The sequence below is a fragment of the Novosphingobium sp. ST904 genome (assembly GCF_001298105.1).
Classification (GTDB): Bacteria; Pseudomonadota; Alphaproteobacteria; order Sphingomonadales; family Sphingomonadaceae; genus Novosphingobium.
Genome location: NZ_LGJH01000101.1, coordinates 1 through 23,498, shown reverse-complemented (window position 1 = coordinate 23,498; position 23,498 = coordinate 1). Strand labels below are relative to the sequence as shown.

Below are 23,498 nucleotides of genomic sequence, written 5' to 3'. Positions count from 1 at the left end.
AGTCCCATCAAGGACCCGCCGACAAAACAACCGGACAACCATCCGTCCCCGATCTTTACCTCGAGGAGCAAGTTGCCCGTAGCTGGTGGCGACCGCTGCGAAACCGTGTGGTCCGCTGCGGTGAGAGGCCCTCTAAGTCCCACCCTTGATTCGGTCAACACCCCTTTTTCAAAAAAATGACACTCAGGGGAAAAAGGGCGCATTCCGCGGCTTTGGCAGCACAGCGGTGCGCCAAAGCTTCCGGCGCGACTGTCCAGCCCCGGCTCAAAGAAGCGAGCGCTCGCACGATATGGATTTTCCGGCAGGGCCATGTCATTGCCCTGCTCAACACCGCCCGGGCACCCGATTGACGGGGAACCGATCGATCCGAGGTTATAGTGCGACACCCCGCAACTCTGCCATCAAGACATCCCGCGCTCATTCCCGGGCTCTTGATCGCCACACTGTTCGTGGCGATTGCTTCGCTCGGCATCGGCCCAGTCTCGCTGGGCCTCGGTCGCCTCGGCCACGCGCTGATTTCAACGGACGACCAGGTTGCCCGCGCAATTCTGTTCGAACTGCGCATGCCACGCACCCTCCTCGGTCTATTGGTAGGCGCGATGCTTGGCCTGGCCGGCGCCGTGCTTCAGGGTTATCTGCGAAACCCACTGGCCGAACCATCGGTACTGGGCGCATCCAATGCTTCGGCGCTCGGCGCAGTGATAGCACTCTACTTCGGCATTTCGGAATGGCACCCCGCCATGCTTCCCCTGCTTGCCATCGCAATGGGCCTCCTTGCGCTCATCCTGCTATTTGCATTGGCAGGTCGTTCGGAAAGCCCGTTGAGCCTGATCCTTGCGGGCATCGCCGTCTCCACCCTGGCAGGTGCCGGAATCAGCCTCGCGCTCAACCTTTCGCCCAATCCTTTCGCGGCCATGGAGATAATGTCCTGGCTGCTCGGTTCGATCGAGAACCGGGCGATGGAGCATGTCTGGATCGCCCTGCCCTGTGTTCTGGCCGGCAGCGCGCTGCTGCTTGCCAATCCCACTGCCCTCGATGCGCTTTCGCTGGGCGAAGACGGAGCGCGGTCGCTTGGTGTCGATCTCGCCCGCACGCGGCTTCGACTGATGCTGGGCATTGCGATCGGTGTCGGCGGGGCAGTGGCCGTTTCGGGCGCGATCGGTTTTGTGGGCCTGATCGTTCCGCATCTTATCCGTCCGCTGACCGACCGAAGCCCTTCCGCTCTTCTCCTGCCCTCGATGCTGGGCGGAGCGGTATTGCTGACGGGCGCAGACATTCTCGTGCGCGTCATTCCAACCGGCGCGGAACTCAAGCTCGGTGTGGTGACGGCCTTCCTTGGCGTTCCGGTCTTTCTCTTCCACCTGCTCAGGGAGCGCCGCCTGTGGTAAATATCTCCATCAAGGGCCTTTCGGTCTCCCTGGGCCGCCGCGAAGTGGTGCGCCGGATTGACGCAAACCTCAAGCCCGGAGAACTGGTTGGCGTCATCGGGCCGAACGGGGCCGGGAAATCAACTTTGGTGCGGGCGATACTGGGGCTTCTCCCGCTGCGCGAAGGTGCAGTCCATATCGACGGCGAAGCACTGACATCGCTGGCCCCGCGCGATATTGCACGGCGGATAGCTTACCTGCCGCAAGGACAGACGCTGCATTGGCCGCTTACGGTCGAGCGGCTTGTTGCATTGGGCAGGCTGCCGCATCTCGGACCGATGTCGAAGATATCGGCACAAGATCAGGCCATCGTGCAAGAGGCCATGGAACGCGCCGACGTAACCCATCTGGCCGGACGGGTCGCTACGGAGTTGTCCGGCGGCGAACGTGCGCGGGCCATGCTCGCCCGCGCGCTCGCCGTAGGAGCGGGAGCACTGGTGGCGGACGAACCCCTCGCCTCGCTCGATCCCGGCCACCAGATCGACGTGATGGAACTGCTCCTCGGCGAAGCGCGGAACGGCAAGCTGGTCGTCGCCGTTCTTCACGACCTCACGATGGCGGCGCGCTATTGCGACCGGCTGCTGCTTGTCGACAAGGGAGAGCTGGTAGCCGAAGGCGCGCCCCGGGAGGTACTGACGGCCGAGCGGCTGCGCACCGTTTACGGGATAAGGAGCCAGTTCGACATGACCGGCCCCGCGCCGTTCGTCGTTCCGCTCGAACGCATACGCGAAGGCGGGGACTGATCCTGAAATTGAAAAAGAGGGGAACGCGGGAAACGCTCCCCTCCTTTTCATTACTTTACCTGGAAACCGGCCCAGAAGGGATCGGCCTGGTCTATCCAGATCGTATTGAAGCCCGTGGCGATCGCCGAGCCCTCGATCGAGGGAATGATCGCAGGCTTGTCGCCAAGCGTGACTTCCTGCTCCACCCGGCCGATGAAACGGCTGCAGATGTAGCTCTCATGCACGAAGCGCTCACCAACCTTGAGGCGGCCGGTTGCATGGAGATGCGCAAGGCGAGCCGAAGTGCCCGTGCCGCAGGGGCTGCGGTCTATAGCCTTGTCACCGTAGAACACCGCGTTGCGGCCATCGGCGCCTTCGTGCTTTGGCTTGTCGGCCCATAGCACGTGGCTGACCCCGCGGATCGTGGGATCGAGCGGGTGGACCGGCTCGTACTTCTCGCGCACGGCTTCGCGGATGCGGCCCGAAAGCTCAACGATGCGCGAGGCGCCAAGATCGTCGAGACCGGTGTAGTTCCCCTGCGGCTCGACGATGGCATAGTAGTTGCCGCCGTAGGACACGTCGATGGTGAGCGGGCCGATGCCCTCCACGTCCACTTCGATGCCGCGCTCGGCGACATAGGCAGGGACGTTGGTGATCCGCACCGAAGTGACCTTCTGGCCTTCGGTTTCATAGGCAATCTCGATCACGCCTGCCGGAACCTCGACGCGCAGCTTGCCCGGCGTTGCGGGCTGGATCAGCCCGTGTTCAAGGCCGAAAGTCACCATGCCGATAGTGCCATGGCCGCACATCGGCAGGCAGCCCGACGTCTCAATGAAAAGGATGCCGATGTCGTTGGCGGCATCGGTCGGCGGATAGAGGAAGCCGCCCGACATCATGTCGTGCCCGCGCGGTTCGAAGCACAGGCCGGTACGAATCCAGTCGAAGCGAGACAGGAAGTCCTGCCGCCGTTCGGACATGGAGGCGCCCTTCAACAGCGGAGCCCCGCCCGCCACGAGGCGAACGGGGTTACCGGCTGTGTGGCCGTCGATGCAGAAGAAAGTGTGCCGCATCGACGCTCCCTTATGCTGCTGCCGCGACGGTCAGGTCGGGGCGGGTTGCAGCGGCCTTTTCGACCATCGCGATCACCTGAGCGCGGCGTTCGCCTTCAAGGACGTAGCGCGGAGGCAGCACGCGCTCCGAACCGCGACCCATGACCTGCTCTGCCAGCTTGATCGACTGGACCAGATCGTGGTCGGCGTCGAGGTGGAGGAGCGGCATGAACCAGCGATAGATTTCCATGGCCTTGGCGTGATCGCCGCGCTCGAACGCCTTGACCAGCTCGACCGATTCCTTCGGGAAAGCGTTGGTAAGACCCGAAACCCAGCCCTGCGCGCCGAGGTAGAGACCTTCGAGAGCCACGTCGTCGAGGCCCGCGAACAGCGTGTAGCGATCGCCGAAGATGTTCTTGAAATCGGTGAAACGACGGGTGTCGGGCGCCGATTCCTTGACCGCGACGATGTTCTTCACGTCGACCAGAGCGGCAAGGACGTCCTTGTCGATCACGGTGCGGTAAGCCGGAGGGTTGTTATAGAGCATGATCGGCAGGGCGGTCTGCTCGGCAACGCCCTTGAAGTGCGCGACGAGTTCGTGCGCCTTGGGCACGTAGACCATCGGCGGCAGCAGCATGAGGCCATCGGCGCCGGCCTTTTCGGCGGCCTGAGCGTAACGCACCGCGCGGCGCGTATCGAATTCGGAAACGCCGGTGACGACGGGAACGCGGCCGTTCACCGCCTCGACGATGGCCGAAAGAACCTGGACCTTCTCGTCATACTCAAGCGAGTTGTTCTCACCCACGGTGCCGAGCGCGATCACACCGGTCACGCCGTCGTTGATGAGATCGTCGACGACGCGCTGGGTGTCGGCGAGGTCGATCGACAGGTCCTCACGGAGCTGCGTGGTGACCGCCGGGAACACGCCCTTCCAACCAATTGCCATGTAAGTTCTTCCTACTCTCTCTGAATTGAAATATCGTATACGATATTACGAAGCGCTCGACAATTGCAATCTTTGCATCGTGGCAGTCTTTTCCGGCACGGTCAGAAGCGCAGCATCAGCGCAGATCAGGCAGCCTTTCCAAATAAAAAGCCGCCCCGGTCCTCCGGGGCGGCTTTCCATCCTAATACATGAACTGCACGAATCAGAAGCGGAAGCGAGCGCTGGTCTGAATTGTTCGTGCCTGAAGGCGGACGCCATACGGCAAGAGACGGTCCTTGCCCCACCACATCTGCGCATTGTTCTTGAGGAGGTTGGTGCCTTCAACGCTAAGCGTGAGAAACTTGACCGGAGTGTAATTGATCGCAGCATCAAGGCGCGACGTCGCATCCATGTACGGCGAAAATTCGGGATAATCGGAGAACACACCGGTACGATAACGCGACCGATAGTTCCAAGCCACGCGCGCGCTGAACTCAGGAGTGTCATAGTAAAGTGCAAGATTATAGGTAATCTTGGACATGCCAATGGCATTATTGTCTGATCCATCGGGATAATCGATATTACCTTTTGCAAGGTACGTCAGGTTTGCGGATGCCCCGAAGTTACGAAGGATGCCAGGCAGGAAATCGAAGAAGGTCTGGCCGGCGATCTCATATCCTTGGAAAGTGCCGCCACCTGCATTGCGATTGGTCCAGACACTTCCGTTGGGGACGCCCACGGCACCCGGGAACTCCGGAACGTATTCCTGCGCCACACTGTAATAGATATAGCCCTTCGGCTTCTTGAGATAGGCCGCGACCGAAATTGATCCTGCACGGCCGAAATAATACTCAAGAGAAGCGTCGAAGCTATTTTCGGTATAAGCTTTGAGATCCGGGTTGCCCGCGTAGACAGTAAGATTGTTGAGCTCAATGACGCGGCTTGGGCGGAGTTCATAGAAGCCGACGCGCTGCACGTTCTTCGTCCAGGCCAGTCGCAATTGAAGCTTCGGGGTAAAGTGCGCAATGGCATTGAAGCTCGGCAACACGTCTACGAAATTACCGCGACCGGACGAGGTCGTAACGGTTGGATTCCAGTTGGCATCAAAACGGGTCTGAACGCTGTCGCTAATCCCCCACGTGTTGACGACACGCGCGCCGAACACGCCATCGACAGGGACACCGGCATCGAAGGCATAATTGAACTGGCCATAGACAGCAAACGTCTGCTCCCTCGAACCGTAACCGTTACCAACCGAGAGATCGGGGTATCTTGTCGACCAATCGGCGCCGGTCGTGCTCGTCGACTGGAGCCATGAGCGAACGGCATCGAAATTGTTCAGCAGGCTGGCGCCGTCAAGATTGAACCAGGTCGGGCCATCAAAGCCCGAAACATGGGCAGTCGTGGAGGTGTAATCGTAGCCCAGGTCGTCCAGCGTCGGCGACGAACCAGCAACGCGAGGCGAACTGTCCCGGTAGCCGTTCGTGAAGCGGATTTTCCTATTGCTGTAGCGAGCCCCCATCTGGAAACTGCGCAACAGCCCCGTCTCGGTCAGCTTTTGCGTCAGGTCCACCTGGCTTGAGAGACTGCGGCTCGTCTCGACACTGCGCTCGTCATGCAGGTTGCTCAACAGATACTCGCTGGGGTCGGTCAGGTCGACACCATTGAAGACCATGTACGGCCCCCGACCGGAGCCCACATCCGTATCCATGTCCAAGGTGGCGCTCTGAGCAGTGGAGAACCGGTAGACGCTGAGGATGCCGTAGTTTTCACGACGCGACTTATTGTACTGCGCCGTGAAATTGATCTGCGTCTGATCGTTGTGCCAGTGCGTCTCGAAATTGCCGCCGTAGTTTTCGGACTTTACCTTCTCGTAGTACGCCTCCGGACCACCAGCCAGAATTCCCGTTGCAGGCGTGACAGTCAGGCCTTGAACGGTCTGATAGTCGGCATTTCCGTTGTCGGCGTAGGTTATATCGGAAAGGTTATAGGTTCCGTTACGGGCGACCAGATGAAGGCGGTCCCTGCTACGCTTCTCACGGCTGCTGAAATAATTACCTTCCAGCACGAAATCGAGTTGGTCACTAGCGCGCCATTGCCAGACTGCGTTGACTGAAGGACGAGAAATGCGGCCTTCTTCGACACCGTAGTTAACCGCGTAAGGAACGATCGTCGTCGTCCGTTGATCTGCAGGAAGGCTGTTCAGATCCGTGCCTGCAAAGACGCCAGGTGTCTCGCTTTCCAGGAACGTCTCATTGTAATGATTGCGTGTGTAGGAAGCGTTGACCAGGAAGCCCATCTCGCCAAGACCGGTGTCGAAGCGATCTCCGACCAGCAAGCTTCCGTAAGGGCTCTTGGTATTACCGATGCTGGAAAATACTTCACGGAAGCTTCCCGCGACGGTCAGGCCCCTGTCAAGATCGAGCGGCCGCCGCAGTTCGACGTTCACGGTTCCCGCAATACCGCCTTCAATCTGGTCAGGGGTGCGGGTCTTGTAGACTTCGACAGACTTCAGCAATTCCGCAGGAATGTCTGACAGGTTCATCGAACGATCGACGCCGCTGGCTGCGTCATTTCCGTTGATGGTGGTAGAGATGTCAGTCATGCCGCGAATAGAAATCTCGGCGCCTTCGCCGTGTTCGCGAGAAATCTGAACACCGGTGACACGGGCAATCGCCTCGGGGACGTTGTTGTCAGGAAGCTTACCGACGTCTTCAGCAACGATGGAGTCCACGATCTGCTTGGACTTGCGCTTCTTCGTCGCGGCAGCCTCTACACTCCCGCGAACGCCCGTGACGACAATACTCTGGTCAGAAGATTCGCTGGCAGAGGAATCCTGCGCCCAGGCAGGAGCGGCCGCCCCCATGGCGACCAGCGAACTCAATGCAGTCGAAAGCTTCAAAATTTTGAGAGAAATCATCGCAAAACCCCCTGTTTGGCTCGCGGTGCCTCCGCCATGACACCTGTTGTTTATATCGTATACGTCTTACGATATCTGAATCGAGTCAAGGTATTTGTGACGGTTCGGAAACATTTTTGTCTGAGTAATTCCTGTTTCGGGAAACATCTGGAAAGCGCATGCCAAAAAGGGCGCAGGTTGATGACCTGCGCCCTTTCAAGATTATCTACCCACAGCCGCCCATGCGGCATGGGTCAGCAGGTTACTGACATGCTGCTGGCGGCGATCCGTCTCCGCGGATAGCGACAGGCTCCGCGGCCGGCGCCAGCACTTCCCATTCCTGCACGGCGAGAGCGGCATGCGTCTTCCCATCCGTGGAAGCGTCCATCACCGCGCGCAGGCATCGCGTGTTCACCTTTGCAAACGACACATCCTGGAATGAACCCGTCCCCGTCCCATAGGAACTGGCGCGCGGAACCGCCTTCCAATTGCCCTTGCCCACCGGGTTCCAGTATTCGAGATGCCACTTCGCCGGCGGAGCGACGCCGACGCCCGAACCTGCGGGCTGGTCGTTCCAGAACCAGATGCGCGAGCCGTCGATCGTCACCGGCTTGTCCCAGCGATACTCGATCCACTGGCGCGGCGGATTGTTCGCAGACCAGCTTCCCCACATGTCGGGGGGCAGCGGGGCCTCTTTCACCGCGCCGTTGTTGAGCGCCTTGATCCAGAACTGCACCGGCACCGGATCGTTCGAGGCGGTCGCCCAGGCCGAACGCGCGATGTTGCGGCTCGGTGCCAGCGGCGGTTGCGGGCGTAGCGTGGGCACGACGGTGCGGATGCGCGCCGGGGTGACGCTGTCGTCCCACTCCATCTTGTCCAGGGCGACGCTGCGGCGGAAGTGCCCGCCACCCCTGGCATCCGCCGTGTGATAGGCAAGATACCACTGCCCCTTGAACTCGACCGCGCCCGGATGGGACGTGGTGGAGGAGACCGGCTTCAACGCCACGCCGCGGTAGGTCCAGGGCCCCATCGGCGAAGGCGCGCTGCCGTAAGCGATGCAGGCGTAATAGACGGCGGGCGTGCAGTCCGAAGTCGGCCCCGCCTTGTTACCCGCATAGAGCATGTAATAGGTGCCCTTGCGTTTCATGATCCACGGCGCCTCGAAGAAGCCGGTGAGACCGGAAATGGTCTGCTCCGGCCCCTTGGGCGTAATCATGTCACGCGCCAGTTCCATGCCGCGAAGCTGGCCGAACGTGCCCCAGTAGATATAGACCCGGCCATCGTCATCAATCAGGATCGTGGGGTCGATGTTCTGGATCTTGTTGGCGACAGGCACTCTCTGCGAGATGATCGGCCCAGAAGGGTGGGCATCGCGCCACGGCCCGAGCGGGCTGTCGGCAACCGCCACGCCGATCGCAAAGCGGTCCTCGGCGCTGCTGTTCTTCTCCAGTACCGGGGCGTAGAGGTAATAGCGCTTATCCGGGCCCTGGATGATCTGCCCGGCATAGGCCCGGGCCTCCTCGGCCCAGGCGAAGACGTTCTCCGGCTTGATGATCGCCGGATAATGGGTCCACTTGCCCGAGGCCGGATCGGCGGTCTTGAGCAGTTGCCATTCGGGCATGATGAAGTCGTTGACGTCGCTGGCCGCTTCATCGCGCCCGGCGAGAATCCAGAGCTGTCCATCGGCAACGAAAGGCGCAGGATCGGTGGAGTAATAGTCCCCATCCGCCAGGATCGGATTACCCGGAACCGTCAGTTCCCGCGCGATCGGCGCGGAGGCCTGCTGCGCCGAAACGCCGACGCGAAAGCGCCGGCCGCAAGCACCAATGCGAGCTTATTCCTCATCGGGATAGGGGCCCTTGCCGCCGTCCTTGATGAGCTGATCGACGCGCTGGTCGATCAGCGGCAGCGGCACGCCGCCCAGTTCCAGCACTGCATCGTGGAAGGCGCGGATGTTGAACTTGGAACCCAGCGCCGTTTCCGCCTTCTTGCGCGCATCGACGAAGGCGAGTTGGCCCATGTAGTAGGACAGCGCCTGTCCCGGCCAGGAGATGTAGCGATCGACTTCTGTCTCGATCTCGTGATCGGACAGCGCGGTATTGTCGCGCAGGTACTGCTGTGCCTGCTCGCGGCTCCAGCCCATGGCATGGACACCGGTATCGACGACGAGGCGCGACGCGCGCCAGGCTTGGTAGCTGAGCATGCCGAACCGGTCGTAGGGCGTCTCATACATGCCCATGTCCTCGCCCAGTGCCTCGCAGTAGAGCGCCCAGCCCTCTCCGTAGGCAGACAGGTAAGTGTCGCGGCGGAAGGCCGGCAGGTCCTTGTTCTCCATGGCCAGCGGCATCTGCATGGCATGGCCCGGCGCGGATTCGTGCAAGGTCAGCGCGACCTGCGAGTAGAACGGACGGCTCGGCAGATCGTAGGTGTTGACGAGATAGATGCCCGGACCGCCGCGACCGCCGGTGTAGAACGGCGCGATGTCGTCCGGCACCGGCTTGATGGCGAAGCGGCTGCGCGGCATGTGGCCGAAGAACTGGTCCGCCTTGCCGTCGAACTGCTTGGCGATCCAGGCCGCGCGGTAAAGCAGCTCGTTCGGGGTCTTGGGATAGAACTGCGGATCGGTGCGCAGGAAGTGCAGGAAGGACTTGAGGTCTCCCTTGAACTCGACCTGGCTCATCACCTCGGCCATCTGCGAGCGGATGCGGGCCATCTCGCTGAGGCCGATCTCGTGGATCTCCTCCGGCGTCTTGTCGAGCGTGACGAACTCGGCGATCTTCGACTGGTAATAGGCCTTTCCGTCCGGCAGGTCATAGGCCGCCAGCGACTTGCGCGCACCGGTTTCGTATTCGCTGCGCATGAAGGTCAGCAGCTTGGCATGGGCCGGCACGACACCATCGGAGATGAGCTTGCGGGCTTCGGCGCGCAGCTTCTCCTGCTCGGCGGCGGGGATCGTCGAAGGCAGTTTGCGGAACGGCTCATAGAACGGCGAGGCTTCCGCCGTCTTGGCCTGAACGACCAGTTCGATGCCCTTGTCGCGTCCGGCAAGCGTCACTTGCGGGCCGGTGAAGCCGCGCTTGAGGCCCGCGCGCATGTTGTCGATCTGCTGGTCGTAGTAGCGCGGAACCTCGCGCAGCATTTCAAGATAGTTGTCGGCCGCAGCCTTGTCCTTCAGCGGATTGCGCGCCCAGTCGGCCAGGTCGCCCCAGAAGCTGGTGTCGGCGTTGAAGGGCTTTTCGTAGTCGCGGAAGCGCTGCGAGGCGAGGAGCGCATCGATCTGGCCCTTGTAGACCGCGAAGTTCACGCGATTGGCGGGCGAGAGCTGCTTCTGGTCGATGGCAGCAAGCTGGCCTTCCACCTTGGTCCAGCAGGCGAGGCGATCTGCCTGGGCCTTGGGGCCGAGGTCGGGCAGGACGATCTTGCTGTCCTTCGGCGTATCCTCGCAAGGGCCGACCTGCTTCTGGCGCCATTCGTATTCGGCGGTGGTGATCGCCTCGAAAGCCTGATCGGCCGTCTGCTTCTTGGAAACTTGAGCAGCGGGAGCGGCGGCGGCCGAAACCGCAGGCGTGGCGACCAGTGCGGCGCCGGCCAGCATCATGGCGCGGCCAACCGAATTCTTCACGTCATTTCCCCTTTCGAGAACCTCGAGAATGTCCTGGTGGAGCTTCGCCGGAATGCGCAGCCCCTCCTTGTCGGAGCGCGCCCGCGCGATCAGACGGCGCGATCCCGGCAGGCGAGCGCCCTGCCCTTCGATCATGTCGAACATGGCTTCCGCGCGCGCAGATGCTCTTCCACGCCCGCCCCGAGAAAGCCCGCCGGATCGATGGCGATAATAAATTCGCCGCCGATGGGCGAGCCGCCGCGATCTGGTCGCGCGCGTCGATTCCGCGCTGGTCATGTCGCCGATCAGCGGCCCTGCAAGCAGTTCGACCATGGCGGCGAGTGCGGAACCCTTGTGTCCGCCGAATGTGCGCATCGCGCGTCGAGCACGGCCTTGGCATCGCTCGACGGATTGCCATCGGCATCGTAGCCCCAGTCGAGCGGGATCGACTTGCCAGCACGGCGATGCAGTTCGATCTCGCCGCGCGCGACCGCGCTGGTGGCGAAGTCGAACACGAACGGCGCGCGGTCAGGACGCGGCCAGCCGAAGGCGATCGGATTGGTGCCGAACACCGGCTTGGTGCCGCCGGCAGGCGCGACCCACGAATGGCTGGGCGTGAAGGCGAAGGCGACAAGCCCCTGCTCTGCCAGCGCCTCGACCTCGGGCCAGAGCGCGGCGAAATGGACCACATTGTTCAACGCCATGGCGGCAATGCCGAACTTGCGCGCCTTCTCGACCAGCAGCGGCATGCCGCGCTCGAACGGCAGTTGGGCGAAGCCGCCCTTGCCGTCGACGCGCACCAGCGCCTGCGCCGGCTCGCTCACTTCGGGCACCGCATCGGGCACCACCACCCCGCGCTCGACCGAATTGGCCGCAACGAGGAGGCGGTAGAGCCCGTGCGAGGTGCAACCGTCCCGCTCGCCCGACACCATGGTGTGGGCGACGGCGGCGGCATGGTCGGGCGCGAGGCCCCAGGCTTCGAGCACCGTGCGGGCGAGTTCGTCCGCTTCGGCAATCGTCAGGGCAACGTCTTCACTCAAGGCAATGCTCACTTCCTGGCGGTAAACAGACGCACGCCGAAGACCGGGCCGGCCGAAGTGCGATCATGCGGCACGAAGCGCACCTTCACGCTGCTCTTGCCCTTGGTCAGCGCCTCGGGCAGCGGATAATCGACGTCGAAGAACTTGCCGGGCGCGTCGTTGTCGAGCTTCTGGGTTGCCACCAGCACGTTGTCGACGAGGATGTCGAATACGCGCGAACGCTCGCTGCCCCAATAACTGGCCTGCAGCAGCAGCGGACCGGACTTCACCTTCATCTTGAACTCGAAGTAACCGCCCGAGCGGGCATCGCGCCCGTTGCGGCCGCGATAGGAGACCGGATAGGAGATTTCCGAGGTCAGTTCATGGTCGCGCTCCGGCTGCATTTCGCCAAGGTGCATGACGTCGATCGAACGGGCTGCCAGGTCCTTCTGGCGGGCCTGTTCGGCAAGGAAGGCGGCTTCCTCGCTCTTCCAGCCGCTTTCCGTGAAGCGCTTGAAGTAGACGGCGCTGCGGCGGTCGTACTGGCTGTAGAACGGCGCGAACATGCGGTCGCCCGGACGGATGATGCCGGTGGTCTGGTAGCGCGGGCGGTCAGAGACCATCGGCGCGAAGGCGGCCAGCGGGTTGTCGCCGACCATCGCCGGCTCGACGCCGGTGAACTCCATTTCGGCCGGGCCGAGATCGGCGGCCATGACCATCGGTCCGCGCACCACGGCCACCACGTCCTGCGAACCTTGCGCGTTTTCAAGGCGCAGTTCGAGCGGCAGGTTAAGCGCGATCACGTCGCCCTTCTTCCAGCGGCGGTCGATCACCACGTAGCCGCCGACCGGGGTCGAAGGCACCGGCGCGCCGTTGACGGCGACGGTCGCCTTGCCGTTCGACCAGCCGGGAATGCGCAGCGCCACCGCGAACTTGCCCTGTTTCACCGCGTCGAGCGTGATCTTCACGTCCGACTTGAACGGATACTCGGTGGCGATGGTGAAGGCAGCGCCCTTGGCCTTCCACTGCCCGGTCGAGGGGATGTAGAGGTTGACGAAGAACGTATCGCCGCCTTCCCAGAAGATGGAGTCGCCGTGCTTGGAATGGCTTTCCATGCCCGAGCCGACGCAGCACCAGAAGGCTTCCTCTCCCGGACCGGAATAGCCGCGCGGGGCGCCGCTCATCATCGGAGTCATGTAAGTGAAGCCCCCGGTTTCCGGATTCTGCGCCGACATGACGTGATTGAGGTGCGCACGCTCGTAATAGTCGAACAGCGCGCCGTCCGGCTGCCACGAGTAGAGCTGACGGGTCAGCTTCAGCATGTTGTAGGTGTTGCAATGCTCACAGGTGGATTCCGTGAGGTGCAGCGCGATATTATCAGGCTCGAAGAAGTATTCGCGGTCCGCATTGCCGCCGATCACGTAGCTGTGATGCTGGGTCACGCGCTCCCAGAAGAAGCGGGCGGCACGGCCCGGTTCGTCCTTGCCGGTCAGCTCATGGATGCGCGCCAGGCCGATCAGCTTGGGCACCTGGGTATTGGCGTGGAAGTTGGAGAGCTTGTCCTCCTGCGCCACCAGCGGGTCGAGCACCTTCTTGTCGTAGATGCGCTCCGCCACCTTGAGCCAGCGCAGATCGCCGGTCTGGGCGTAGAGATCGGCATAGCTCTCGTTCAGGCCGCCATATTCGCAGCCCAGCAGTTCCTGCATCTGCTTGTCGTCAAGCGCGGCGAAAACCTTCTCGAAGTAGCCGCCGAAGCCGATGACGACCTGAAGCGCCTTGGCATTGCCCCAGGCGGCATTGATGTCGAGCAGGCCCTGGAAGTACTTGTGCACGGTATAGAGCGGCGACCACGACCCGTTGAGGTCGAACCCGCCCGACTTGATCTCTCCGCGCATGACTTCGGGGAAGATTTCCTGCCCGTCGACGACCTTGCCGTCCTTGGTCTTGCGGCCCAGCGCACCGATGTAGCCATCCGTGCGCTGCTGCTGGCAAAGCGCCAACTCGTCGACGATATAGTCTGCACGGCGGCGGCATTCGGGGTTGCCAGTCTGCTGCCAGGCCAGCACCAGCGCGGTCATGTAGTGGCCGAGGGTATGCCCGGCGATCGTATCGGATTCCCAGCCGCCGTAGATCGCGGCCTTCGGCTCCAGCCCCGCGTACTTGCGGAAGTTGTGCAGGAAGCGGTCGGGGCTGAGCGACATCAGGTAATCGACATTGACTTCGACGGCCCGCGCATAGTCCGAAGGCGCAAGACGCACGTCGGTCAGCGGCAGCGGCTTCGCCTTGATCGGAAGCTTGGGTGCAATCACGGCTGCGAAGCCCTTGAGGGGGACAGAGCAAATGGCGAGCGCCGCCACGCCAGCCATCCATTCGCGCCGATTGGCCTGCATTCCAATAACTCCTATCGAATATCGTATACTGTATTGATAGAAGTCGGGCCCTCGAAGTCAATCCCCTGTTTGTAAGGCAGCCGCTTGCGGCATGGTCACCCGGCTTCAGCGGCGAAGCGCAACCTGCGTATCGGCATGGGCCAGTTCGATGAGAGTAATCATCGCCTTGCGCGCCTTGGCCGGATTTCGATCGGCGATCTGCGCATAGAGTGCATGATGCTCGGGCATCGGGTCGCGCGGACTGTCCTGCTTGCCATGCTTGATCGCGGTGGTCGAAGCAATGGCAGTGGAGATCGAGTTGGAAAGCGCGAGCAGCATCTCGTTGTGCGTCGCCTCCATCAGGAGTTCGTGAAAACGGATATCCGCCGCCCGCCCCTTGGGGCTGGTGAGCGTATAATGCTCCATCGTGTCGAGCGCGTTGGCCATGTCGAGAAGCTGGCCGTCGTCGCGGCGCAGCGCAGCCATTTCCGCGGCCTGCGGTTCCACTACCATGCGCAGTTCGAACAGGTCGCGCAGGAATTCATCGCTGGCGCCGCACTGAATCTGCCAGGCGAGCACATCAGGATCGAGAAGATTCCACTTGCGGCGCTCGTTCACGCGCGTTCCCGCCTTCGGCCGGCTGCTTACCAACCCCTTGGCGGTGAGCATCCGGAACGCCTCGCGCAGCACCGATCTGGATACTCCGAGTATTTCCGCATGCTCTACCTCGGCCGGGAAGACATGGCCGGTCAGATACTCCCCGCTCACGATCTGAGTCGCCAGCCGCTGCGCCACTGCATGGTGCAAACGGCCGCTCATCAAGGGAAGCGCCTCGGAACCTTCACCCGAACCATTACCGGTCATTGTGTTCTCTTTCGTCATCGCGTCAGGTCTGTATTAAGAATAACGCTCTGGCTAGCCCAGAAAAGCGCAGATCATATATCGTATATTTTTCTTGACGCTTACGCCAGTGGGCGTCATGACGATGAGGTTCTCCCCGAAATAACCGATGGGCCGCAGCCGTGAGCGCTTCGCATTCCTCCGTGTCGAAATCCATCAGCCTGCTCGCCCTTGCCTGGGCCGTAACCGCAGCAGCGATACCGGCAGCCGCCGACGCGCGAGAAGCGCCGACCCGCAGCGCAGCAGCGCAGCCCGGCATCGACCAGCGCTATGCCGCGGCCGACAGCTTCATGGGTTCCGCGCTCGGCGACCTGATCGACAATGCCGACGTTGCCCCGCGCTTTGTCGAAGGCGGGCTGTTCTATCGCACGGGCAACCGGCTCGACCAGCGTTACCAGTTCCTCGATCTGGCTTCGCAGCAGACCCGGCAGGTCACCACGACCGCGGCGCTGCTTGCCGCGCTGACCACAGCGAAGGGCGCTCCGGTAACAGCCGACGATGCGCGTATCGCCGAGGTGGACTTCGATCCCGCCCGGAACGAGGTCCGGTTCCGCGCTTTCGACGGTGCGCTCTGGAGCATGGATGCCGCCGGCAGGGCGACCGAGGTCGAGAAGGCCGACCACAAGGTGTTCGATCTCCTCTCGCCCGACGGCAAGACGAAGATCGTCGCGCGCAGCTATAACCTCTACGCGGTCGATGTCGCCACGGGCCGCGAAGTGGCCCTCACCGCCGACGGCACGCGCGAGCAGCCCTATGGCCGTTCGATCCCGGAACTCTCGGATATCCTGCGCGAAGGCACCGAGGAACCGGCCATGCCGGTTTCCGGCCAGTGGTCGCCGGATGGCCGTTACCTGCTGACATGGCGTCTCGACACGCGCGATGTGAAGAAGCTGTCGATCACCCAGCAGAACCCGCCGGGCAGCTTCTATCCGCGCAGCTTCTCCTACATCTACCCGCTCGCCGGCGCCGAGAAGCTGCCGCAGGCGGCGCGCCTGGTGATCGACGTCAGGGATGCGATGAAGAAGGGCAAGGCACGGATCGTGCCGATGCAGGTGCCTTCGGAATCCATCCTCTACCCGTCCCCGCCGGACATGGGCTGGCTGGACGGCAAGGTCCGCATGCTCTGGACCGAGCGCGGTTACAAGCAGCAGGCCGTCTACCTCGCCGATCCTGAGACCGGCGCCGCGAAGGTCATCGCGCATGAGGCGGTGAAGCCGGTCGTCACCGTCACCTCAAGCATGATCTTCCCCTCGCCCGAACTCGGCGGCGAACTCTCGATCTCCGAGCGGACGGGCTGGGCCCAGCTCTATCTCGTCACGCCCGATGCACCCGACGGCGGCAAGGCGCTGACCACCGGCGAATGGGAAGTCCTCACGGTGGACAACGTGGCCGAGGACAAGTCCTCGCTCATCGTCACCGGCGTCGGCCGCGAGGCCACACGCAACCCTTATTGGCGCGCGCTTTACCGCGTTCCCGCCAAAGGCGGCGCGCTCACCGAACTGACCCCGGAACCGCTCGACCACAACGCCTCGGTCTCACCCGATGGCAAGTGGATCGTCGACCAGATGTCGAACCCGACCTCACCCACCCGCGCAGTGCTGCGCGACGGTGCGAGCGGACGCATCGTCAAGGAACTGGCCAGGGCCGATGACAGCCGCCTGCTCGCCCGGGGCTACACCCCGCCCGAACCGTTCAAGGGACTGGCAGCGGACGGCAAGACGCCGATCTACGGCATGATCTACCGCCCCGCGCACTTCGATCCGAAGCGCAGCTATCCAGTGATCGACAACGTCTACACCGGCCCGACCACGACCGACGTTCCCGCGACATGGAGCGAAGCGCGCCGGGTCGCCGGCAACAGCGTGGCGCAGATCGGCGCGATCGTCGTTATGATCGACGGCACCGGCACATCGCGGCGCGGCCAGGCTTTCCGCCTGCCAGCCTTCCAGAACCTCGGCGAAGTCGGGCTGGACGATCACATTGCCCTGATCCGCCAGATGGCCGCGAGGTACCCCTACATGGACGTCACCCGTGTAGGCGTGTTCGGCGGTTCGGCGGGCGGCTACGACACCGCGCGCTTCGTGCTGCGCCGCCCGGACTTCTTCAAGGTCGGCGTCTCGTCCTCGGGCAACCACGATCTCCGTCTCGACAAGACCTGGTGGCCGGAAGTCTCGATGGGTTATGCCGATGAGGCGACCTGGGAGCGCAACTCCAACATGTCGGTCGCGGGGCAGCTCAAGGGTCATCTGCTGCTCGTTCACGGCGACATCGACGACAACGTTCCCGTCACGGAAAGCTATCGGCTTGCCAAGGCACTGATGGATGCCGGGCGCGATGTCGACCTGATCGTGATGCCCAATGCCACGCACAACGTCTACCGGCCCTTTTTCTGGAAGAAGCTGCGCGACTACTTCACCCAGTATCTGCTTGGCGAAACGCCGCCTGCCCTCGGTCCCGTGAAGGCGGCCGCTCCTGCTGCTCAAGCAGCCACCAAGTAATTCCTGCGAGGACCTGAAATGAAGCGTCTCCTGAAGCCCTTGCCGCTCGTCGCCCTGGTGCTCGGCACTCTCCCGGCCATGCTGCCGACGACCGCGGCCTATGCCGAAGAAGGCGAAGTTCAGAAGCCGAAGCCGGTCTATCCGCCGATCGGCAAGACCGAGATGCAGACCACGGCCTTCGACCTTGCCCTGCGGGCCGACACGCAGACGCTCGCTCACCTCTCGCCCAAGGGCAATACCGCGTTCGACTTCGTACCCGCAGCCCGCGAGCCCGAGCGCGCGGGCGACGGCTACGTGCACATCGGCGACATCCACATCCGCCTGAAGACCGCCGGATCGGACTGGCAGGACTTCTCTTCCGCCCATGCCCGCAAGCAGATCGCCGCGCTCGCGGGCGGCAATGGCGTGCTTGCCGCCGCCGATATCACCGCCTCGATGGGAGCGGGCATACCCCTGCGCGTCGAGCGCCGCTGGGTGAACGAGGCCGGCGTGCTGGCCATGCGCTTCACGCTCGTCAATACCAGCAGCGCCCCCGTCGAGATCGGCGGCCTCGGCATGCCCATGGTGTTCGACAACATCATCCTCGACCGCGATCTCGACCAGGCCCATGCCGAAGCGAGCTTCGTCGACCCCTATATCGGCCGGGATGCGGGCTATCTCCAGGTCACCCGCCTCAACGGTCAGGGCCCGGCCCTGCTCGTCCTGCCGGAAAAGGGCACGCCGCTCGAAGCCTATCGCCCGATCATCGAAGCGCGCGCCGCCAAGGACGGCGACATCTTCACTGACAAGAGCCAGCGCAGCCAGGTCTCGGAAGGGTTCTACGACTGGACCGTCGCCAGCAAGGGCTTCGCCGAGAAGGAATGGGCCAAGGCTGGCCAGCAGTGGAACGAGCCGACCAGCATCACGCTTGCACCGGGCGAGAGCCGCACCATCGGCCTGCGCTTCGTGACCGCGCCCGATATCCGCAAGATCGAGGATACGCTGGTCGCGAACAAGCGCCCGGTGGCCGTGGGCATTCCCGGCTACGTGGTGCCCACCGACCAGACCGCCAGCCTCTTCCTCAAGACCCCGAGCAAGGTCGCGAAGATCGAATCCTTCCCCGCAGGCGCCCTTACCGCCACCTCCGAGAAGAGCGGAACCGGCTGGGCACGCTATCGGGTCAAGGCCTCGGGATGGGGTCAGGCCCGCCTGACGGTGACTTATGCGGACGGCCAGAAGCAGACCGTCAGCTACTACATCACCAAGCCGCTCGATCAGGTCATGGCCGATATCGGCCACTTCACCACGACAACCAGTGGTTCGAAGGCAAGAATGACCCGTTCCATCGCAGCCCCGCGATCCTCTCCTACGACCGCGAGGACAACAAGATCCTCACGCAGGACGGCCGCGTCTGGGTGGCAGGCATGAGCGACGAAGGCGGCGCCGGTTCGTGGGTTGCGGCGATGATGAAGCAGCTCGACAATCCGAGCCCTGAAGAAGTCGCCAAGCTCGAGCGCCTCGTCAACGAAACCGTGCTCGGCACCCTTCAGGTCAAGGACGGCCCGCAGGCCGGCGCAGTCAAGAAGAGCATCTTCTACTACGATCCGGTCGAGTTCCCGAACTACTACGACCCCAAGATCAACTGGAAGAACTGGACCGCCTGGTCGAAGAAGGATTCGGACGATCTTGGCCGTTCCTACAACTACCCGCACGTCGCCATCGGCCACTGGGTGCTCTACCGCCTCGCACGCGACAGCCAGGGGCTGGTCAAGCAGCATGACTGGAAGTTCTACCTCGATTGGGCCTACCGCACTTCCGTCGCGATGATGCGCGATGCGCCTTACTATGCGCAGTTCGGCCAGATGGAAGGCGATGTCTTCCTCGACATCCTCAAGGACCTGAAGCGTGAGGGCCTGACCGCCGAAGCCACCGAGATGGAGGGCCTGATGAAGGGCCGCGCCGATCACTGGCGCACGCTCAAGTTCCCGTTCGGCAGCGAGATGGCCTGGGATTCCACCGGCCAGCCCGAAGTCTACGCATGGATGCGCTACTTCGGCTACCAGCCGCAGGCGGACGAGACGCGCGAGGTCATCCTGGCCTATGACCCCACGATCCCGAGCTGGGGCTACAACGGCAATGCCCGCCGCTACTGGGACTTCCTCTACGGCGGCAAGGTCTCGCGTATCGAGCGGCAGATCCACCACTACGGCTCGGCGCTGAACGCGGTGCCGCTGTTCGACGCCTATCGCCAGAACCCCACCGACCTGCACCTGCTGCGCGTGGCCTACGGCGGCATGATGGGCGGGATCACCAATATCGACCAGCAGGGCTTCGGCTCGGCCGCGTTCCACTCCTGGCCCGACATGATGAAGTGGGACGCCATCACCGGCGACTACGGCATGGGCTTCTACGGCCACGCCATCACCTCGGCGACCTACATGGTCGATGACGCGCAGTTCGGGTGGCTGGGCTTCGGCGGCGACCTGACCGCGAAGGGCACCAGGGTCCATGTCGAACCGAAGGACGGCGCCCGCCGCCGGCTCTTCATCGCCCCCGCCGGCCTCTGGGTCACGCTGGAAGCGGGCCGCATCAAGAGCGCCGACTATGACGCCAGGACCGGCAAGGTCGTGCTCACGCTCGATCCCGCGACGGCGGAGACCCCCGCAGCACGCCTGCTGTTCGAGACCACGACGGCGGGCGGCAAGCCTTACACCGCCGACACCGGCACCGCCGATCGCGGCGGTTACGCCATCCCGCTGGGCACGGGTGCCACCACCGTCACGCTCAGCCCGCGCTGACATGAGGGCCCTTTTTCAGGCATCGGTGCTGGCAGTCCTGCTTTCAGGAGCCGCCATTCCGTCAGCACCGGCGCTTGCCGCCCCGGCCGCCAGCCCCGCCCCGCGTGAGGCTTGCGTGGCCGGGGCCTGGGCCATCGCGGAAACCGACCCTTCGGACACGGTGAATTCCGCCCTCCCTTTGCAGATGCAGAGCGAGCATTTCGCCCTGCACTGGAAGCCCGGCACCGTGGCCCCGGCCGATGCGCAGGCGGCGGTGAAGCATCTCGAATATGTCTGGGACTACTTCATCGCAACGCTGCACTTCCCCGAGCCGCATTGCGGTTCGGCGGCCAAGTTCAAGGTCAACGCCTATATCGGCACCGACTACGGATTGACCGGCGGAGCGGACTCGCTCGGGCACATGGGCATGTGGATCGGCCCCGGCGCGCTAAGGGACCGTTTCGGCCTTGCCCATGAACTGACCCATGCCCTCCAGACCGCGACCGGGCATCTCATGGACTCGCCCTATACCGGCTGGATGTTCGAGAGCCACGCCAACTGGATGACCGTGCAACTCCCGGAATTCCGCGAGAATACGCATTGTTCCGTGCTGCTGAAACAGTACCCGCACCTTTACTACGGCTCGACCCGCAGCCGCTACTGCAACTGGCAGTTCCTCGAATTCCTCAAGGACACCCGCGGCTTCGACGCCGTGAACGACATCTGGCGCAAGGCCCCCGGCAAGGACGATCCGGCCCACCTGACGACCGATCCCTTCACCGTTCTGCGTGACAACCAGAACTGGACACAAAGCCAGTTGAACGACACCTACGGCGACTGGGCGCTGCACAACGCCAACTGGGACTACACCAACCCGGACGGCAGCGATCAGGGCGCGGTCTTCCGCCGCAACTATGGTTCCTACGACCAGTCCACCGGCCCCGATATCCTCTCCGCCACCGTGCTGGACCCCATCGACCTCGAGCATCGCCGCTTCGCCGTGCCGGAGATGTGGGCACCCCAGCGCTGGGCTAGAACGTGGTCAAGCTGCATCCCGATGCCGGCCGCGACCATGTGACCGTGACCTTCCGGGGCGTAGTCCAGCAGGCCAGCGCCGTCGTCTCGCTGCCCGGTCTTGCCGATGAGCCGGAAACGATCCCGCCGCCCGCATCCGACTGGCGCTGGGGCGTCGTCGCCGTCGGGGCGGATGGCAGGAGCCGCTACACCCCGCTTCAGCGCGGCGACAAGGCCGCAGCCTCGATCGCGGTCCGGCCCGGAGACACCGGCCTATACCTCGTGGTCATGGCCACCCCGTCGCAGATGCAGAAGATCCGCTGGGACCAGCCCTGGTATTCGATCTACCGCTATCCGTGGATGGTCCAGCTCGACGGCGCCATGCCCGACCGCTGGCAGGACGGCGCGCCCGGGCCGATCCCCGGCGGGCACCGCCACGGCAACGGCGGGGGCTGGGTCGGACCGCAGGCCAGCGTGGCCGCAAGCGCCTATGTCGGCCCTTATGCGCGGGTGATCTCCGGCACCGTTTCCGGCAAGGCGCGGATCGAGGATCACGCCGTCGTGCTCGATAACGCGCAGGTCCTGGACGAGGCGGTGATCTCCGGCCTCACCGTACTGCGCGGCGACACCGTCCTGAAGGGCAAGGCCCGCGCCGCCACGTCCATGCTCGGCATAGGTGAGTACGAGAAAGGCATCGTTCTTTCGGGAACGGCGCAAAACATCGGCGACGTCGAACAGCGCGGCGGCTCCGCATCGACCGGCGTGTTCTACGGCTTCGTCGATGCGGACACCGTCAAGGACCCGGGCCACGGCGCCGAACTGACCGCCCCTGTTCCCGAAGTCACCGCAAAACCGGCCTATCGCTGGATACCCTAGGGGAGCGTAGACAAGTTCCACTGCCCGCCGTTCCGGTCGTCCGATCAAGTGCGGCGCTTTCAGCCCGTTACGGACGCCGGATCGAGCCGGAACGGCAACCTTGCGCCATTCCAGTCGCACAAGCTTCCAGATGCCTCTCCCGAACCTGCCGTTCAGAAAGTCGTGATCGTCGTACATCCGAAATGGCTAGGCTGGGACATTTCTGCCGCTAGCACTTGACGTTAGGATGGACAGCTTTCAGGTGAAATTCGTCGTCGGGCAGGGCTCGGTGGTTAAAAGTCATAAGTCCGCCCATCGAACTTGACTGGGCCAAGACGATGAAGACGCTTTGGATCGCCGTGCCAACTTTTCTGGCTTAGCTGGATGATCTGGTGGAGAGGACGCTTGAGCGAGGTTCTAGTGAGCGAGATCGGCTGCAAGGCCAGCGACAAGCCAGAAAAGTTGGCATTCGTGGATGCATGGCGTTGGTGGTTGACTTGCGATCACGCATTCTGGTCAGAGGCACAAAAGCGAAAGTGCGTGGATGTCGCGTTTGTGCGTGCAGTTGGCCAGCCCTATCGTGTGAATAGAAACATTCGGGTGGCGAAGTTAGACCATCCCACACAAATTTTCACGAAGGGGAAACGTGAAGGGCAGGCAAAGCAGGTTCGCGACCCCACGGACCCTCACGCGCTAGCTTTTTCTAAAATGATCAACGAGTTGAATTATGAGGAGAATGCTAGCCTAAGCCAGAGGGGAAAGGCTCTTGCAGAGGCTTTGGCAGAAAATCACTCAGCTATTGCTGGAACACCTGCTTCGGCGGCAAGCAAGGTGAACTGGTTTCTGCGTCCTAAAGGTTGGACCATGTTCGATCGGTTCGTTTCGATCGCTGTGCTAGGGTCACATCAGTCATCTGTCGCAGGAATGGCGCAGTTCTTTGATGCGCTGGATAAGCGTGATTTTGCCAAGAAGCTTGCCGAGGTGCGCCAGGCCATCGCTTCACCGTTTCCTGAGATCTTGGCCGAGCGCGTAATCGATAAGTATTTGTTCCTGATGGGACTACGCTACAGTCAACGCAAGTCCTTTGAGGAAGAGGAGGGCGCAGACGACGAAAGTGAAGGGACGAATGATCGCATGTCACTTGTTCTGCTCAATGGCTTTGTTTCCTCATTGCCTTCGCCGCTCGTCGATCAGGTCCGTCAACAGGCTGACAAGCTGGGCCAAACCGTTTGCCTCTCTTCACTTCTCCACCCCGATGTGGCGAAAGCCTAAATCGATCACATCTCGCGAGAACGACCGAAAGTCCCACGACCCGTCAATAAGGTCTGGTAGTTGCCGCCCCCGCCGTTTCACGGTCGGGAACGGCATCTGTGGACGCCCCTTCGGATGCAAGCAGTAAATCGGGGTTTGTTGGCACGTAGTCGGATGCTGTCATCTGTCCGGCCTCGATGAGCAGCGCCATAT

Annotated in this window: 12 protein-coding genes and 2 pseudogenes; 7 read left to right on the top strand and 7 right to left on the bottom strand. The window is 62.8% G+C overall.

All coding sequences use genetic code 11. The features are described 5' to 3' along the window. The first annotated feature begins 431 nt into the window (after positions 1-431). Together ADT71_RS03130 and ADT71_RS03125 are read left to right on the top strand one after the other, a co-directional pair. Positions 432-1,388 (top strand): iron ABC transporter permease, encoded by a 957-nt coding sequence (locus ADT71_RS03130; protein WP_231635525.1) that lies wholly within the window; start codon positions 432-434, stop codon positions 1,386-1,388. After that, positions 1,382-2,170, top strand: coding sequence for an ABC transporter ATP-binding protein (locus tag ADT71_RS03125; protein WP_054434990.1), 789 nt, complete (start codon positions 1,382-1,384; stop codon positions 2,168-2,170). Before ADT71_RS03130 ends, ADT71_RS03125 begins: the two co-directional genes overlap by 7 nt. A gap of 50 nt (positions 2,171-2,220) precedes the next feature. Here the strand turns inward: ADT71_RS03125 and ADT71_RS03120 are convergent, their stop codons facing one another. From ADT71_RS03120 to ADT71_RS03085, 7 genes and pseudogenes are all read right to left on the bottom strand, one after another. Beyond that, entirely contained in the window at positions 2,221-3,219 is a 999-nt protein-coding gene (locus ADT71_RS03120) for a 4-hydroxyproline epimerase (RefSeq protein WP_054434988.1), read from the bottom strand. A gap of 10 nt (positions 3,220-3,229) precedes the next feature. Further along, a complete protein-coding gene (locus tag ADT71_RS03115; protein WP_054434986.1) occupies positions 3,230-4,144 on the bottom strand; it encodes a dihydrodipicolinate synthase family protein in 915 nt (304 codons plus the stop codon). Between the two features lie 202 nt (positions 4,145-4,346). Further along, positions 4,347-7,043, bottom strand: coding sequence for a TonB-dependent receptor (locus ADT71_RS03110; protein WP_054434984.1), 2,697 nt, complete (start codon positions 7,041-7,043; stop codon positions 4,347-4,349). Positions 7,044-7,284: 241 nt separating this feature from the next. Continuing rightward, positions 7,285-8,643, bottom strand: a complete 1,359-nt coding sequence (locus tag ADT71_RS03105; RefSeq protein ID WP_231635524.1) for a family 43 glycosylhydrolase — start codon at positions 8,641-8,643, stop codon at positions 7,285-7,287. Positions 8,644-8,856: 213 nt separating this feature from the next. Continuing rightward, positions 8,857-11,609, bottom strand: a pseudogene (locus ADT71_RS32725) (DUF885 family protein). 62 nt (positions 11,610-11,671) lie between these two features. Then, the gene (locus tag ADT71_RS03090) at positions 11,672-14,032 is read right to left on the bottom strand and encodes a glycoside hydrolase family 127 protein (RefSeq protein ID WP_231635523.1); all 2,361 of its coding nucleotides are present in this window, start codon (positions 14,030-14,032) and stop codon (positions 11,672-11,674) included. Between the two features lie 105 nt (positions 14,033-14,137). Continuing rightward, positions 14,138-14,875, bottom strand: coding sequence for a FadR/GntR family transcriptional regulator (locus ADT71_RS03085; protein WP_082370128.1), 738 nt, complete (start codon positions 14,873-14,875; stop codon positions 14,138-14,140). A 158-nt stretch (positions 14,876-15,033) separates the two neighbouring features. On the opposite strand from ADT71_RS03085, the gene ADT71_RS03080 reads away from it, so the two are divergent. From ADT71_RS03080 to ADT71_RS31095, 5 genes and pseudogenes are all read left to right on the top strand, one after another. Continuing rightward, positions 15,034-17,409 (top strand): DPP IV N-terminal domain-containing protein, encoded by a 2,376-nt coding sequence (locus tag ADT71_RS03080; protein WP_082370127.1) that lies wholly within the window; start codon positions 15,034-15,036, stop codon positions 17,407-17,409. Between the two features lie 18 nt (positions 17,410-17,427). Continuing rightward, positions 17,428-20,186: pseudogene (locus ADT71_RS35415) on the top strand (DUF5695 domain-containing protein). 1 nt (position 20,187) lies between these two features. Continuing rightward, positions 20,188-21,243 (top strand): DUF6055 domain-containing protein, encoded by a 1,056-nt coding sequence (locus tag ADT71_RS34835; protein ID WP_197282898.1) that lies wholly within the window; start codon positions 20,188-20,190, stop codon positions 21,241-21,243. Next, positions 21,204-22,055 carry a DUF6055 domain-containing protein gene (locus tag ADT71_RS34830; protein ID WP_197282897.1) on the top strand — a complete coding sequence of 284 codons (852 nt, stop codon included), beginning with the start codon at positions 21,204-21,206 and terminating at the stop codon, positions 22,053-22,055. The genes ADT71_RS34835 and ADT71_RS34830 overlap by 40 nt, the downstream gene beginning before the upstream one ends. Before the next feature lie 399 nt (positions 22,056-22,454). After that, the gene (locus tag ADT71_RS31095) at positions 22,455-23,306 is read left to right on the top strand and encodes a hypothetical protein (RefSeq protein ID WP_231635522.1); all 852 of its coding nucleotides are present in this window, start codon (positions 22,455-22,457) and stop codon (positions 23,304-23,306) included. Positions 23,307-23,498 lie beyond the last annotated feature (192 nt).